The 14772-nt window shown below is 55.0% G+C and carries 15 protein-coding genes; 10 read left to right on the top strand and 5 right to left on the bottom strand.

Features of this window, described 5'->3' with window-relative positions; genetic code table 11:
• Window positions 1-4: 4 nt before the first annotated feature.
• The 3 genes from carA to H6G07_RS02220 all read left to right on the top strand — a co-directional run bounded on the left by carA (window position 5) and on the right by H6G07_RS02220 (window position 2292).
• Complete coding sequence (gene carA, locus H6G07_RS02230; protein WP_073606623.1) at window positions 5-1168, top strand: glutamine-hydrolyzing carbamoyl-phosphate synthase small subunit; 1164 nt, start codon at window positions 5-7, stop codon at window positions 1166-1168.
• Between the two features lie 253 nt (window positions 1169-1421).
• Entirely contained in the window at window positions 1422-1769 is a 348-nt protein-coding gene (locus tag H6G07_RS02225; protein ID WP_338420668.1) for an STAS domain-containing protein, read from the top strand.
• Between the two features lie 34 nt (window positions 1770-1803).
• Window positions 1804-2292, top strand: a complete 489-nt coding sequence (locus H6G07_RS02220; RefSeq protein WP_216277805.1) for a Mini-ribonuclease 3 — start codon at window positions 1804-1806, stop codon at window positions 2290-2292.
• 12 nt (window positions 2293-2304) lie between these two features.
• Here H6G07_RS02220 and recQ read toward each other — a convergent pair whose 3' ends face one another.
• Together recQ and H6G07_RS02210 are read right to left on the bottom strand one after the other, a co-directional pair.
• Window positions 2305-4521 carry a DNA helicase RecQ gene (recQ, locus tag H6G07_RS02215; RefSeq protein WP_073606625.1) on the bottom strand — a complete coding sequence of 739 codons (2217 nt, stop codon included), beginning with the start codon at window positions 4519-4521 and terminating at the stop codon, window positions 2305-2307.
• An 83-nt stretch (window positions 4522-4604) separates the two neighbouring features.
• Complete coding sequence (locus H6G07_RS02210; protein ID WP_084172830.1) at window positions 4605-4982, bottom strand: tetratricopeptide repeat protein; 378 nt, start codon at window positions 4980-4982, stop codon at window positions 4605-4607.
• Between the two features lie 441 nt (window positions 4983-5423).
• On the opposite strand from H6G07_RS02210, the gene H6G07_RS02205 reads away from it, so the two are divergent.
• The 6 genes from H6G07_RS02205 to H6G07_RS02180 all read left to right on the top strand — a co-directional run bounded on the left by H6G07_RS02205 (window position 5424) and on the right by H6G07_RS02180 (window position 10357).
• On the top strand, window positions 5424-5780 hold the full coding sequence (locus H6G07_RS02205) for a slr0373 family blue light stress response protein (protein WP_073606627.1): 357 nt from the start codon (window positions 5424-5426) through the stop codon (window positions 5778-5780).
• A 78-nt stretch (window positions 5781-5858) separates the two neighbouring features.
• Entirely contained in the window at window positions 5859-7391 is a 1533-nt protein-coding gene (gene ycf46 / locus H6G07_RS02200; protein WP_073607034.1) for a stress-responsive protein Ycf46, read from the top strand.
• Between the two features lie 136 nt (window positions 7392-7527).
• Window positions 7528-7878 (top strand): DUF1257 domain-containing protein, encoded by a 351-nt coding sequence (locus H6G07_RS02195; RefSeq protein WP_073606628.1) that lies wholly within the window; start codon window positions 7528-7530, stop codon window positions 7876-7878.
• A 188-nt stretch (window positions 7879-8066) separates the two neighbouring features.
• Complete coding sequence (locus H6G07_RS02190; RefSeq protein WP_073606629.1) at window positions 8067-8957, top strand: 3'(2'),5'-bisphosphate nucleotidase CysQ family protein; 891 nt, start codon at window positions 8067-8069, stop codon at window positions 8955-8957.
• A 106-nt stretch (window positions 8958-9063) separates the two neighbouring features.
• A complete protein-coding gene (locus tag H6G07_RS02185) occupies window positions 9064-9747 on the top strand; it encodes a Crp/Fnr family transcriptional regulator (RefSeq protein WP_073606630.1) in 684 nt (227 codons plus the stop codon).
• Between the two features lie 121 nt (window positions 9748-9868).
• Complete coding sequence (locus H6G07_RS02180; RefSeq protein WP_171972931.1) at window positions 9869-10357, top strand: tellurite resistance TerB family protein; 489 nt, start codon at window positions 9869-9871, stop codon at window positions 10355-10357.
• Between the two features lie 12 nt (window positions 10358-10369).
• On the opposite strand, the gene nadA is transcribed toward H6G07_RS02180, so the two are convergent.
• Together nadA and H6G07_RS02170 are read right to left on the bottom strand one after the other, a co-directional pair.
• The gene (nadA, locus tag H6G07_RS02175; RefSeq protein ID WP_073606631.1) at window positions 10370-11332 is read right to left on the bottom strand and encodes a quinolinate synthase NadA; all 963 of its coding nucleotides are present in this window, start codon (window positions 11330-11332) and stop codon (window positions 10370-10372) included.
• A gap of 285 nt (window positions 11333-11617) precedes the next feature.
• On the bottom strand, window positions 11618-12367 hold the full coding sequence (locus H6G07_RS02170) for a response regulator transcription factor (protein WP_073606632.1): 750 nt from the start codon (window positions 12365-12367) through the stop codon (window positions 11618-11620).
• Between the two features lie 378 nt (window positions 12368-12745).
• On the opposite strand from H6G07_RS02170, the gene H6G07_RS02165 reads away from it, so the two are divergent.
• Window positions 12746-13135, top strand: coding sequence for a hypothetical protein (locus H6G07_RS02165; protein WP_139296889.1), 390 nt, complete (start codon window positions 12746-12748; stop codon window positions 13133-13135).
• 410 nt (window positions 13136-13545) lie between these two features.
• On the opposite strand, the gene nagA is transcribed toward H6G07_RS02165, so the two are convergent.
• Window positions 13546-14772, bottom strand: coding sequence for an N-acetylglucosamine-6-phosphate deacetylase (gene nagA, locus H6G07_RS02160; protein WP_084172832.1), 1227 nt, complete (start codon window positions 14770-14772; stop codon window positions 13546-13548).

Genomic DNA, 14772 nt, shown 5'->3' with positions numbered 1-14772 from the left:
CGCCATGGTTTTCCCTGATGCCCCTCCCGCAGTGCTTGTGTTGGCCGATGGCTCGGTGTTTCGAGGCTGGTCGTTTGGGGCACCGGGCACCGTGATGGGAGAGGTGGTCTTCAACACCGGCATGACGGGATATCAAGAAGTCATGACCGACCCTAGCTACTGTGGCCAGATTGTCACGTTTACCTACCCCGAGCTGGGCAATACCGGCGTTAACCCCGACGATGAGGAGTCGAGTCGGCCCCATATTAGGGGTGCGATCGCCCGCAATATCTGTGAAATTCCCAGCAATTGGCGCTCCACCCAGTCGTTGCCCAACTACCTCAAGACCCACAAAATTCCCGGCATTTTTGGCATCGACACCCGTGCCCTGACTCGCAAACTGCGTACGGCAGGGGCGATGAATGGGGCTATTTCTACCACTGTGCTCGATCCCGAAGAGCTGCTGCGCCAGTTGCAAGACGCGCCCTCTATGGCTGGACTCAACCTGGTCGATCAGGTGACCACCGATCAAATCTATGAGTGGACTGAGGTGACCGACGAGGCCTGGGCCTTTGGCCCCACCGTTTCAGACCCAGGTGAAGGCGCTCCGCTGACCGTAGTTGCCGTTGATTTTGGCGTAAAGCGCAACATCCTGCGCCGCCTGGCCAGCTATGGGTGTCGGGTGATTGTGGTGCCCGCCAGCGCGACGGCAGAGCAAATTATGAGCTATCAGCCCGACGGTATTTTCCTGTCCAATGGCCCTGGCGACCCGGCAGCGGTGACCAAGGCCCCAGAGCTGGTGCAGGCGCTCTTAAACTACTCGCTCCCCACCTTTGGTATTTGCATGGGCCATCAGATTTTGGGGCTCTCGCTGGGGGCATCGACGTTTAAGCTGCGATTTGGCCATCGGGGGTTAAACCAGCCGTGCGGTTTAGAACGTCAGGTGGAAATCACCAGTCAAAATCACGGCTTTGCCCTCGACGCCGCCTCAATTCCTGAAGACACGGTTAGGGTGACCCATCTCAATCTCAACGATCAGACCGTGGCCGGGCTAGCCCACAAGACTCTACCCCTGTTCTCGGTGCAGTATCACCCTGAGGCCAGCCCTGGTCCCCACGATGCCGACTACCTCTTTGCTAAGTTTGTTGACTCCATGCGCAGCCATCGTCAGCAACAGTTACCCGTCTAACGGTGCCTAGCGCAGCGCCAGTTGAGCGGTTTCTCGATCAGGTTGGCACAATCTAGCCAAACCGCTATATGCTATCTGTCTACAGTAGGGCAGTAACTCTGGTTTAGGTCTTGCTCGGGCTACAGACCTGGCAGCCAATTGGCTGGGGTACGGTTTCACCCCTTGCGGTCAGCAGTATCCTGGCCTATATTTAACGTCGAATTGGAGCACAAGGAGGTTTCCCATCGCTGAATCTCTAACCCTGACCGTAAGCTTGCGAGGCACCCGCGATGTCAGGGGAACCTATCAACTTTTTCGCCTCACGGGCTTGTTAGACGCTTTCTCAGAACCTGCGTTTCGCAAGGTAATGACCAAGTACGTCGAAGCGGGGCCGAACAACATCATTTTAGATTTGGCAACTATCGATTTTGTCGATAGCTCCGGTCTTGGTGCACTGGTGCAGCTTGTCAAAAAAGCAACCACCGAAGGTGGCACCGTGCAGGTGGTGACCAACCCCCGCGTTACCCAAACTGTGAAGCTGGTGCGGCTAGAAAAGTTTCTGTCGCTACAGCCCTCAGTAGAAGATGCGATCGCCCACCTCGAAAACCCGCCCAGTGAATAGCCCCAGGTCTCTATTGGCTTAGCCAGAGGTAGCTGTGGCTGACCTAACTCCCGAGCCTTCGGCCAGCCTGCTGGGGCTGCGACAGTTTGGTGCTCATAGTCCTGCTGGGTCTCTTACCCTAGAGCAGGTCAATGCCTTATCCCCCGTGGCCCTTGCCTACATCGGTGATGCGGTCTATGAACTCTTTGTGCGGGGCAGTTTTTTGCTGCCTCCCAAACGTATTCAGGCCTTTCATCAGCAGGTTGTCAACCAGGTTCGAGCTGAGCAACAGGCCCGTCAAGTACAGCAGCTCTTGCCGCTGCTCACCGCTGCTGAACAAGACCTACTGCGCCGGGGACGCAACGCTTCGTCTCGTGGTCCCCGACGGGTAGATAGCCAAATTTATCAGCAGTCCACTGCATTTGAGGCTCTGATCGGCTATCTCTATCTCACCGATCAAAACCGTCTCGCAGAGCTGCTCAGCACCCTAGAGCTGTCAGTTACGCCTTCTACCCAATCTGCCTCAGATATCCCACCTGGTTGAGAGTGTTTTGATCTATGGCTGTTGTTCCATCTGCCAAGCAGCGCGTACCAGGCGAATATCTTCGTAGCTAAAGGTGGGGCCGAGGCGATCGCGCATTGCTGTCAGCGACGCATTTTCCATTTCTGTTAGCACATCAACAATGGCCCGCTGGCGATCGGCGTTGACCAACTGATCGATATCCACCGTTTCACCCTGGCGAATTAGCTGCTCTAGATGACTGGCGACGGTGGTAACTTTGAGCCCGCGCTGGGCGGCAACCTCTTGGATAGATAGCCCCTGGCGGTGAAGCTCCAGCGTTTGACGGTGGGTGTCGCCCACGGTTTGACGGCGTTCTCGGGCTGGGCGAGACCTGCCTTTGGCGGCTCCGGGGTCAGACTCTAGCCCGTAGTCGGCGCAAAATTGGCGAATGGCATCGGTAAACACCTCGCCATACTGAGCCAATTTGCGGCTGCCCACCCCCGAAACCTGACCAAAAGCCTCCATGGTCTGGGGGCGGGTTTGGGCCATTTGCCGCAGGGCCGACTCTGGGAAAACGACGTAGGGGGGCACACTCTGCTGATCCGCTAGCTTTTTGCGCAGGGCTTTGAGCACAGTTAAGAGCTGGGCCACCTCAGGAGTGTCTTCAAGCGTGGACGCTTCGGCGGGGCCAGGGGTAAGATCCTTCGGTACGGCTACCTCTACAGAAATTTGCTTACGCAAGACCTGCCAACTGGCGGCATTGAGTTTGAGCACCGGGTAGCCATCGGTGGTTTCATCGACTAGTCGCTGGTGGAGGAGCGATCGCCCCAGCAACCGCCACTCGTCTACCGATCGATCTTTTCCGATGCCGTGGGTCGAGAGCTGATCGTGGCGCAGATCCACAATCTTCTGTTTTTTTGAGCCCCGCAGCACATCAATGATGTGGGCCATGCCAAACCGCTCCTGGCAGCGGGCCACGCAGGAGAGAAACTTCTGCGCCTCAACAGTCCAGTCCTCCACCGGCGGCGGATTGGTGCAGTTATCGCACTGGTGACACAGCCCTTCTATGTGTTCGCCTAGGGATTCGCCAAAATAGCTCAGCTGCACTCGGCGTCGACACACCGTGGTTTCGGCGTAGTCCACCATCTGCCTAAGTTGCTGGCGGGCAATGCGCTGCTCGGCTTCATCGGGCTTTTGGCTAATTAGATAGTCTGCCGTAGCTACGTCACCGTAGGCCAGGTATAGCGTACAGTGAGCCGGTTCGCCGTCGCGCCCTGCTCGCCCGCTCTCTTGGTAGTAGCCCTCAATGTTGCGGGGAATGTCGTAGTGGATCACAAACCGCACATCAGGCTTGTTAATACCCATGCCAAAGGCCACCGTCGCCACCATCAGGCGCACATCGTCGCGAATGAACCGCGTTTGGTTCTCCCGTCGCACATCGTCTGCCAGCCCAGCGTGGTAGGGCAGCACCGACTCCCCATCCGCCGTCAGTCGCTGGGCCAACTCATCGACCCGCTTGCGGCTGAGGCAGTAAATAATCCCAGATCCTTGGTGCTGCTTAACCTGCTGCCTCAGCTCCAGATAGCCGTCGCGGCTCTTGGGGCGCACTTCGTAAAATAGATTGGGCCGGTTAAAGCTTGACACCTGCACCAGCGGGTCGCGCAGCCGCAACTGCTGGGCAATATCGACCCGCACCCGCTCAGTCGCAGTGGCCGTTAGCCCCATCACCCCAATCTGGGGAAACTTCTCCCGCAGCACCGACATCTGCCGGTATTCGGGGCGAAAGTCATGCCCCCACTCCGACACGCAATGGGCTTCATCAATGGCAAAGCCGCTTACCCCTACAGTCTGGAGCAGCTGACCCAGCAGTCCAAAAAAGCCCGGACTCATCAACCGCTCAGGCGACACATAGAGCAGCTTAATTTTGCCCGCTAGCAGGTCGGCTTCTCGCTGGCGAATAGTGGCGAAGTCGAGAGAACTGTTTAGACAGGTGGCGGCTACGCCGTTGTCAGTCAAGCTATCGACCTGGTCTTGCATCAGGGCAATCAGCGGCGAGATGACCACCATTACCCCTAGCTTGAGCAGAGCAGGCAGCTGGTAGCACAGCGACTTGCCGCCCCCAGTGGGCATAATTACCAGGGCATCCTGGTTCTTGAGCACCGCCTCGATCACCGATCGCTGCCCTGGGCGAAATTGGTCGTAGCCAAAATGATGTTTTAGGGCCGTTTCCAACGAGGGAAACGCCGCTGTGGGTGATGCGACCCCAACCATAGCCAACGCTCAGAGAATGATCTTCGTGCGTTCAAGTGTACTCTTTTAGGGGGATGGGATACCCTTAATGAAGCCTGAATTAATTAGGATGGCTTAACCTGGGCGTAGCTGGCATAGGCCTCTTTGTACTGGCCCAGCCGATGTAAGGCTACACCTCGGTAAAGCCAGCCCTGGGAATGATCGGGAGCGATCGCCAAAACGCGCTCAGCGACTGCCAAAGCCTGCTGCGGCTGCCCCAAATGAATCAAACACACCGCTTGATAAACCAGAGCCGTCACCTGGCCAGGGATAAGAATGGCGGCCTCTTCAAAGCACCGCAGGGCGCGATCGTAGGCCCCAGCGTCAGCCAGCCTTTCCCCCTCCCCATACCACTGTTGAAAGCCACCATCCTGGGGTGAAGATGGCGTTACTACCTGAGAGTTTAAGGTAGAGGGCATACCTTGGGCGGCAGTAGATTTCATAGTCAGCGGAGACACAGATACAGAACAACCACAGCATTCCCTACTCTCAGCGGCATAGCCCACTGTGAGAACCGATTTCAAGCCATGACCATAGCGACAACTGCGGGAACCTTTACCCTGTAAATCGCTTCGGCTTGGCCACTTTAACGAGCATATCGGCCTGTCCAAGGAGAATTCTCTGGCTGTCGTATAAGTTTACGTCCCTGCCCAAAGGGCGATTCTCTCGCTAGAGTAACTTTATCGCTTTAGCCAAACCCTATCTCTGTCTGGGTTTAGAGCCACGGGCACACCCAGTTGGTTAGGCAACAGAGATTAAGGAACATTGTTGTATGTAAAGCAATATTACAAGAATGACGTCATGACAGTATGCTGGCTTGACAGCATGGGGCAGCCCGCTTAAGGTGACTACATACCCGGGTCACACCTATTTAGAAAAGCGCTATGGAAGAGCAGAAAGCTACCAAGGTCACGCTGTATTTACCCCCCGACCTGCACCGTCAGTTAAAGATTCGCTCTGCTGTCGAGGGCGAAGCGATGTCTTCCCTTGCTAAGCGCGCCATTGATTTTTACCTGGCTCACGGTGACATGGTTGCTGAGAGCTTAGAGTCTTCCTTTGGTCAGACCCATCGTATCCACAGCTGTCCGAGCTGTGCATCCCCTGTGGTGCTGCGTGAGGGTGAGCTGGTTGAGATTGCCAGCGTAGGTGCGGCTCAGGGTAGCCCTCTGAGTGATGCCATTGTGCCTGAGGTTGTTGCCAGTCCCGGTTCCCGTGAGGAAGGAGAGCTGGTTGTTTGCTAGGTACAGATTTGGCTGCTCTAGCTGTAGTTAGCTAGACAGCAGTTTCATTGCCCCACACGCCTGAGAAGGGATATGGTCATGCGAGAGGATCTGAATGTACTGGTACAAGCCCAATATCCTCTGATCTATTTGGTCACCTTCGAGGAAGAGCGGGCTGAGCAGACCATCGCCGCCGTGGCGCGTCATCTTGCTAGGGACCCCGAGATTAAGGCTCCTATGCGAGTCTTTACCTGGACAATGACCCGAGGCATGGTCGAGGTTGGTGCCCAGGGCACAGGTACCCAGAATAACAACACGGTTTCCCCTGAGGCGGCTGTGGAGTGGGTCATCCGGCAGCGGGAACCCGGCATTTTCATCTTCAAAGATCTGCACCCCTTCAAAGATTCCCCAGCGGTAACTCGCTGTCTGCGTGACTCCATTGTGGCGCTCAAAGGCACCCGCAAAACCATTGTGTTGATGTCGCCGGTGCAGGAAATTCCCATTGAGCTTGAGAAAGAGGTTGTCCTGCTCGACTTTCCCCTGCCCGATATGGCGGAGCTCGACGAAGTGCTCTCTACAGAGATGAACCGCGCTCGCGGCAACAGCATCTCTACCGAAGAGCGCGAAAAGCTTCTAAAGGCTGCCTTGGGCCTAACCCGTGACGAAGCTGAGAAAGTCTACCGCAAGGCTCGGGTGATGGCTAAGCGCCTCACTGCCGAAGAGGTTGATATTGTTCTCTCTGAGAAAAAGCAGCTGATTCGCCGCAACGGTATTCTCGAGTTCATGGATGTGGATGAAACTCTAGATTCCGTAGGTGGTCTCGAAGAACTTAAGCACTGGCTTCAGCAACGCTCCGATGCTTTCACCGAGCGGGCGCGGGAGTACGGCCTACCCCAGCCTAAGGGCATGCTCATTTTGGGAGTGCCAGGCTGCGGTAAGTCGCTGATCGCTAAAACTACCTCTCGACTCTGGGGCTTGCCTCTGCTGCGCCTAGACTTGGGCCGAGTGTACGACGGTTCTACAGTGGGCCGCTCTGAGGCCAACCTACGCAACGCCCTGCGCACCGCTGAGTCGATTTCTCCCGCTATTCTCTTTATCGATGAAATTGATAAAGCCTTTGGTGGAGCAGGTGGTTCCTCTGACTCTGACGGTGGTACCTCAAGCCGCATCTTTGGCACCTTCCTAACTTGGATGCAGGAGAAAACCTCCCCTGTGTTTGTCATGGCTACAGCCAACCGGGTCGAAAAACTACCTGGTGAGTTTCTACGCAAGGGCCGGTTTGACGAGATCTTCTTTGTCGACTTGCCCAACGCAGAAGAGCGCAAGGATATTTTTCAAATCCATCTGCAAAAGCGCCGTCGCGACATTGAGCGCTTTGACCTCGACCAGTTAACCAAGGTCTGCGATGGATTTTCGGGAGCTGAAATCGAGCAGGGGCTGATTTCGGCTATGTATGAAGCGTTTGCCCAAGGACGTGAGTTCACTCAGCTCGACATTATTGCGGCCATTCGCGCCACGATGCCGCTGTCGAAGACGATGAGTGAGCAGGTGACCGCCCTGCGGGACTGGGCCCGCCAGCGGGCACGTCCGGCGGCAGCCTCCGTCGCTGAATATCAGCGGATGGAGTTTTAAAGGCTTTCCTCCCGGCGGTATCCGGGGGAAGGGCTAGCGTTTGCTAGCAGTTAGTATCCAGATAGCCCGTGGCTAACTGGTTTTGTCTCTCTCAAACCTCGTTGTCTCTCTCAATTTCCCTACAGGAGGAAACACCATGTCTCACTTCAGCACCCTTCGCACGAAAGTGACCGATGCTGAGATTCTCAAGCAGTCGCTGTCTGACTTGGGTATTGCTACCAAGACCGAAGCTGATGTTCGCGGTTACAACGGCCAGCGTGTGCGCGCCGACCTTGTCGCCGTTCTGGATGGTGAGTACGATCTGGGTTGGTCTCGTAATGCCGATGGCTCCTTTGATCTGATCGCTGACCTCTGGGGTGTGGCCAAAAAGCACAACCAGACTGAGTTGATCAACTCCATCAACCAAAAGTACGCGGTCAACAAGACCCTGGCTGAGGTTAAGCGTCCTGGCCTGCAAAACGCCAACGTTAAGCTGGTGCTCCAGTAAGTCTGCATCGCGTTCCCGAAGTGGGCTGATCAGCACGTGCTGATCGGCCCATTTTTTGTGTCTATGGTCGGTAGTGTTCTGCTACCGGGCCAGATTACACTAACGGAGTGATCAGATCTTTGTACTGGGCGATCGCCCCTGATCTATCTCTATCTCCCCAGCATCGGGGTTCTGTGGTCTAGTCTGGTATGCCGCCCATCTGCCCCGCCGATCTGTCGGCCTTGCATCAGCTCTTGATTGTCTGTGGCGACTATGCCAGCCAGCAGCCTAAACATTCGTTTCAGGTGTTTGAAAAAGGCGTGGATGACTATGTCACTACGGTCGATCAGCTGCTAGATCAAAAGCTGCTAACGGGTATGCAGGCGATCTTTCCGGAAGACGGCATTATTACTGAAGAAAACCGGGCCACGGTGCAGCAGTTTCGGCAGGGCAATGGTCAAAGGCTGTCTTCTAACGGCGATCGCCCCTTGTGGTTCGTGGATCCTATTGATGGCACCGACGAATTTATTCAAGGCGGAGACCACTACGCGGTGATGGTAGGGCAAGTCGTGGATGGCATACCCCAAGCGGGCTGGATCTATGCGCCGGTGTCAAGGCATTTGGTGTGGGGCGGCCCCGGCTGGGGCTTATTTGAGCAAACGGATGGTGGCGCGCCCCAGCCCTTAAAGCCTAAAGAGCCGGTTTTTGACCCGGCTCAGGCCTGGTCTATGGTAATTGGCGACAAGGATGAGCGTCGGTTTGGCGCTGCGATCGCCCGCCGTTTTCCCACGGTTCAATTTCTCTCTTTGGGCAGCTTTGGCCTGAAGGTGCTGGCGGTAATCACTGGCCAGGCGGGCCTATATATCTACCTCAACGGTCGCGTCAAGCTGTGGGATACCACGGGGCCACTGGCCCTGGCCGAGGCGGCGGGCTTGGTTTGCTGCGATCTGGCGGGGGAACCAATTCGATTTACGGAGCCTGATGTGGCTCCCCATACCCTAGCTCACCATCAGCCCATTGTGGTGGGCTGGCCCCGCTACGTAGAGGCGCTGCGATCGCCCCTGAATGACGTTGTCAGTGCGATCGGCCTGCCCAGGTAGTGCAGCTATTTCGGTCGATTTAAAATTCTGGGTACCATGAACAGGTATGGGCCGATCGTGGCCTGCTTTGTTGATCCTGAGCCGTCACCCCTTCACTATGCCTTTTATGCAAGCCGATACGCTGAGCGAACAATATCCTCTGTTTCAAGCGGCGAGCCCCGAAACCGTAGAGTGGTTGTTGTCTGTGGCTACTCACCATGACTACCCGGCTGACCGAGCTGTAGTGATGGAAGATGCCTGGGGCAATGCTGTTTACTTCATAGAAGCTGGTTGGGTTAAGGTTCGCCGCCATGCTGAAGAGAGTTCTATGACGCTGGCGGTGCTGGGTCGAGGCGACTTCTTTGGCGAGATGGCCATCCTAGACGAGTCGCCCCGCTCCACTGACGTCGTTGCTCTGACCGCTGTTAAGCTGATGAGCATTTCAGCGCAGCGATTTCTTCAAACTCTATTTAAAGACCCTCAGCTACACCATCGGCTGCTGCAAATCATGGTGCAGCGGTTGCGCCAGACCAACTTACGTTTTCAACTGCGTCATCAGCCCCCTGCGGTTAAACTGGCTGCCACCCTAACGGCGATTCAGGAAGCCTATGGTGAGCCAGTCGATGATGGTGTTGACCTGTTCAACATTCCCCGCAAAGACCTCGCCGACTTGGCCGACATCTCCCCTGACGAAGCCGACAAAATTATGGCCAAGCTAGTTGAAAAAGGCTGGATTGTTGAAGACAGCGATCGCTCGGTGCTGCGCCTCAAAAATACTCGCCAGCTAGCCCATTTGGCCGGGCGGCTATAGCAATCTGCCCCTCATCCTCCTGAATTTGTAGAGATTGCTAAAGTTAGCCAGCCTCTCTAAATCCCCGTGGTAGGTTGTCATCATCAGCTGCCCGACGTAGTTCACTACCCCGGAGATTGCTATGCCTATTCAACCTCCCCTGCCTCCGTCCATCACCCCCAGCCAGATGACTCTGCTGCGCATCGCGTCGACTATGGCCTGGAGCGACGGCCACCTGGCCGATGAAGAAGTGGGTCTTATGCTCGATCAGTTCAGCCGTCTGTTTGCCAGCGATGCTGGTCAGCAGGCTGCGCTGCGAGCTGAGTTGCGCGACTACTTAATGCAAAACCTGCCCCTCGAAGAACTGGTGCCCAAGCTGACCCGCCCCGCTGAGCGAGAGCTAGTGCTTAAACTGGGTCGCCAGGTAATCAGCGCTAGCGCCCGTACTCCCGGTGAAGAGCTAATCAACCAAGAGGAAGCAGATGCCTACAACCGTTTGGTGTCATTGCTTAACCTGCCCGATGAGGTCGTGCAGCGCATTGAGCAAGACAGCAGCTCATTAGATATAGACCACGACAGCTTAATTGATCAGCTTGCTGCCGAGTTGAAGAGCTTTGTTCAAGGATCTTAGGGTTAGCTAAATTTAAGGTGCACTGAGCTCTAGCATCCGTTGGATTGGCTTCAGTGCCTGGTGCTGTAGCTCTGGGTCTAAAACAATCTCAGGCTGGCGATTCTTCATCGCCAGGTAAAGCTTTTCTAAGGTGTTAAGGCGCATATGGGGGCATTCGTTGCAGGCACAGGACGCTGTGGGCGGTGCCGGGATAAAGACCTTACCCGGGGCCTGTTTCTCCATCTGGTGAATAATACCTGGTTCTGTCACCACAATGAACTCAGTCTTAGGGCTCTGCTGGGCGTACTTCAGCAAGGCCGTTGTTGACCCAACAAAATGGGCATGGCGCAGCACCGCCGCTTCGCACTCGGGGTGGGCAATCACCTCAGCCTGGGGGTGATTCATCTGAAGCTGTACCAGCTTTTTCTCGGAAAACGTTTCGTGCACCATGCAGCTACCCTGCCACAGCACCATCTCCCGTCCGGTCTGCTGCATGACGTAGCGGCCCAGATTTTGGTCGGGGGCAAAAATAATCTTTTGCTCAGGCGGCAGCTGTTGCACAATGCTGACCGCGTTGGAGCTGGTGCAAATGATGTCGCTCATGGCCTTGATGGCAGCCGTGCAGTTGATGTATGAAATCACAATGTGATCGGGGTGTGCAGCCTTGAATGCCGCGAAGGCATCGGGAGGGCAGCTATCAGCCAAAGAGCAGCCAGCATTGAGGTCGGGCAGCAGGACTTGCTTGTGGGGATTTAAAATCTTGGCCGTTTCAGCCATGAAATGTACTCCCGCAAACACAATCACATCGGCAGAGGTATCTGCTGCTTGGCGAGATAATCCCAAAGAATCGCCAATGTAGTCGGCTACATCTTGAATATCAGACTCTTGGTAATAGTGCGCTAAAACAACGGCATTTAGCTCTTGTTTGAGAGCGCTGATGGCGTTGACCAAATCGTGAGTTGGGGAAGCGACAACGGGCGAGAGAGTTGTAAACACAGGGTTGGCAAGGCAGCATGAAAGGATTTCTGAATTATAGTCTAATTCACCAAAACTAGCCACGGCTGGTTTTGGGCCTATCTATTTAGGCTGCGGTACGGTTCTTAAGCCTGGGACTATGGCAGGAGCCAACTTCGTTAGGCCCCTGATCATCTGAGACAACTTCTGTTGAACTGAACCTCTGGCGCTCTAGGGCGATCGCCATCAAGCTTCCGCCATAGCTCGGCTAAACGCTTTACCCGGCTACCTTTGGTTGAATTAGCGCGATGGCCAATCTAAGCTGCCTTAGATCAGGGAGGAAGAGGCTAGGGGTGCGCTCATCCGAGGGCTATGGCCGTTAGACTCAGCGGAAACCCGCTCAATATTGAAGCGATAGCCTACATTGCGCACGGTTTGAATAATGTTGGGCTGCCTCGGGTCAACCTCGATTTTTTTGCGTAGGGAGAGGATGTGGGTATCAACGGTTCTGGGATTGTCGATCGCATCGGGCCAGGCCCGCCGCAGTAAATCGGTCCGGCTCAAAGGTGACCCAGCCGCTTGGGTCAGCACGTATAGCAGGCTAAATTCTTGGGGCGTTAGATCGATATAGTCGCCGCGAAAGTTGACGCGCCGCTGCACTAGGTCAATGTTTAAGTCGCCATAGGTGAGCGACGCTGGCGCGCTCATAAGCCGTACGCGCCGAGTTAGCGCCTCGACTCGGGCCAAAAATTCCTGCATGCCGAAGGGCTTGGTCATGTAGTCGTCGGCCCCGGCCCGTAGTCCGGTCACGATATCGGTCTCTGTGTTGCAGGCTGAGAGAATCATGATCAGGGGCTGCCCCTGGCTGTGCAACCACTTACACAGCTCCACGCCGTCCCCGTCGGGTAACTGCGAGTCTAAGATCACTAAGTCTGGCTGGCGGCTCTGAAAAAGGTCGCGAGTGCGAACTAGGTCTGCCGCCTGAAAAACCCTGTAGCCAGCTTGCTGAAGATGCCAGCCCAGAAGCGATCGCAAATGGGGGTTGCCCTCAATAATCTGTACGGATACAGCGCCCACTGGGTTTCGTTATAAACGGCAAATTTTATTTGCTAAACATAGCAAAAGCCCCTGGGGGTTTTTGTAGCTAGAGTTACCCAACTCTGAGCTAGGGTCTGCGGGCGCGATCGCGGGCTAATCGTACAAAACGTTATCAATAGCTGAACAACTGGCGAGTTTTAGATTGATTATTTGCATAACTTAATTATAGTTTTGCTTTTGCAACGCTAAGGCTTTGGCATACCTTTAGACAGACTAAAAAAAACGGAAGATTGAAATAAGTATAAGTTTCTAAAAAGGCATGAAAACCCTAGTCTACAGTCCAAAAAAGCGGCTTTATGGTGGTAAAACGCTATTTTTGTTCTAGGTAAGATGAAAGCAATTGCGTCGTTTTCAGCCATGACCTTAACTCGTGACTATATCCTTGTGCTCGATCCAGAATGTGATCACCATGACGACGCCCATCCTTTAGAGACTGACCTGCAGTACCCCGTGTTTGTGGCCAGTTCCACCGAGCAAGCGGTTACTCGTGTTAGCCAGGGAGCCCCCTGTCTGGTGATTCTGGTCGGCAATGATTTTCACGATTGGTCACCGCCGTTAGTCAATCACCTGCGACAGCATGGGCAGGCTCCCGATATGACCATCGTGGCCCTAACAGACTCGACCAGCCCCCAATGGAACTACAGCGAAGATATTCCAGGACTCGATGGGTTGCTGGTTCAGCCCCTCAGCATGGACATCTTGCGATCGCTAGTTGAGTCTGCCTTTGCCCGCACGACCTGCCAGTAAATTGAGTTGCCATATCTTAGCCCACAGCCCTACCTTGACCTGGTTTCAGCATTCCCTAGACCAACTGGGTATGCTGAAACTAGGTCAAGAGAGAGCCTCAATGCTGCCAAAAGTTTTGCCCGAAAGTCGAGTTCAGGTATTTAAGTTTTGGTTTAATGGCGCCCTACAGGACGGCACCCATCACTATAACGAACTGTATTATCGGGCCTTAACTGTCGAAGCCGACAAGCGGACAAGGCTGTATCACCTAGCCTGTAAATTTTCAGAGCAGCGAGCTGGAGCACTAGTGTCTGTTGCCGAGGATCAGTGCAGCCTGTGGATTAGTTTGCGTAGCCAGAAAATAGCCGCGCAATTGCTTCAGCAGCGAGTAGCAGGCCTACCTCGTCCTCACATCTAAGGAGTCTGACCGTTTATCCCAGGTCTGTTGTAGACCAAGCCAGCACGCCTTGGTCGATTACCCCTTTGACAGTGAATGTGTCAGCGTCAAACAGGGTGATGGTGGCCTGGTGGCCCGGAGACAACATCCCTAGATAGTGATCGACGCCGATGGCTCGGGCTGGGTACAGAGTCGCCATCCGTAGGGCTTCTGCTAGAGGAATGCCCACTCGACGCACGCAGTTCTCGATCGCAGCGATTAAGGTCAGTGCTGCCCCCCCAAGGGTGCCGTCGGCAGAGACGCACTTGCCGTCTCGATAAAACACCTCCTGGCCACCAATGACAAAGGATTCTAGCGTGGTGCCCACCGGGGGTGTAGCGTCAGTAACGAGCACCAGATGGTCTTGTTTTACCCGATGCGCTAGGCCAACAGAACTGTAGTGAACGTGGTGTCCATCCACAATGACGCCGGCATAGACATCGGCCTGGTTTAACACCGCCCCAACCAGCCCAGGACTACGCCCTTGCCATCCAGACATAGCGTTAAACAGGTGTGTGACCATGCTAACCCCGGCTTCAAAGCCGACTACTGCTTCCTCAAAGCTAGCCTCAGAGTGTCCAGCAGAAACCAAAATGCCTGCTTCAGCGAGCTGCCGAATGTATTCTGGGGCAACAACTTCTGGGGCTAATGTGACCAGCTTGACCACTTCTGGCCCAGCCTGGGCTATGCGATCGATCATGGCCCCGTCGGCAGAGCGAATATAGGCTTGACTATGAATTCCCCCTCGCTTGGCGTTGAGGTAGGGGCCTTCTAAATGGAGCCCCAAGACTTGATGTGGCTGCTGCTGACGGTACCTAGCAACTAGGGCCATAGCGTCGTTCATCGCCTGGTCGGTAGTGGTAATTAACGTGGGCAAAAAACTCGTAGTGCCGCTTTGGAGGTTGGTGCGGTGCATGGTTTCAAGGGTGCCAGCGGTAATGTCGTCATTGAACATCACGCCACCGCAGCCGTTGAGCTGTAGATCAATAAAGCCGGGAGCCGCCGTCCAGCCCTGACCATCGAGACAAGGCAAGTCTGACGGAAGTTGGGCCTCAGGGACAAGGTCTAAAATACGGCTACCGTCTATAACCAGTGCGTGGTTTTGTAGCACCCTACGACCAGTGTAGAGGGTACAGTGGTTGAGGGCATAGCGAGAGTAAATGGCTTCTGTAGCGAGCCTAGAACTATCGGCGCTAAACCCCGTCGTAAACCTAGAGGACAT

Source organism: Phormidium tenue FACHB-1052, assembly GCF_014696675.1.
GTDB lineage: Bacteria > Cyanobacteriota > Cyanobacteriia > Phormidesmidales > Phormidesmidaceae > Nodosilinea > Nodosilinea tenuis_A.
This window is presented reverse-complemented; position numbering and strand designations above follow the sequence as displayed.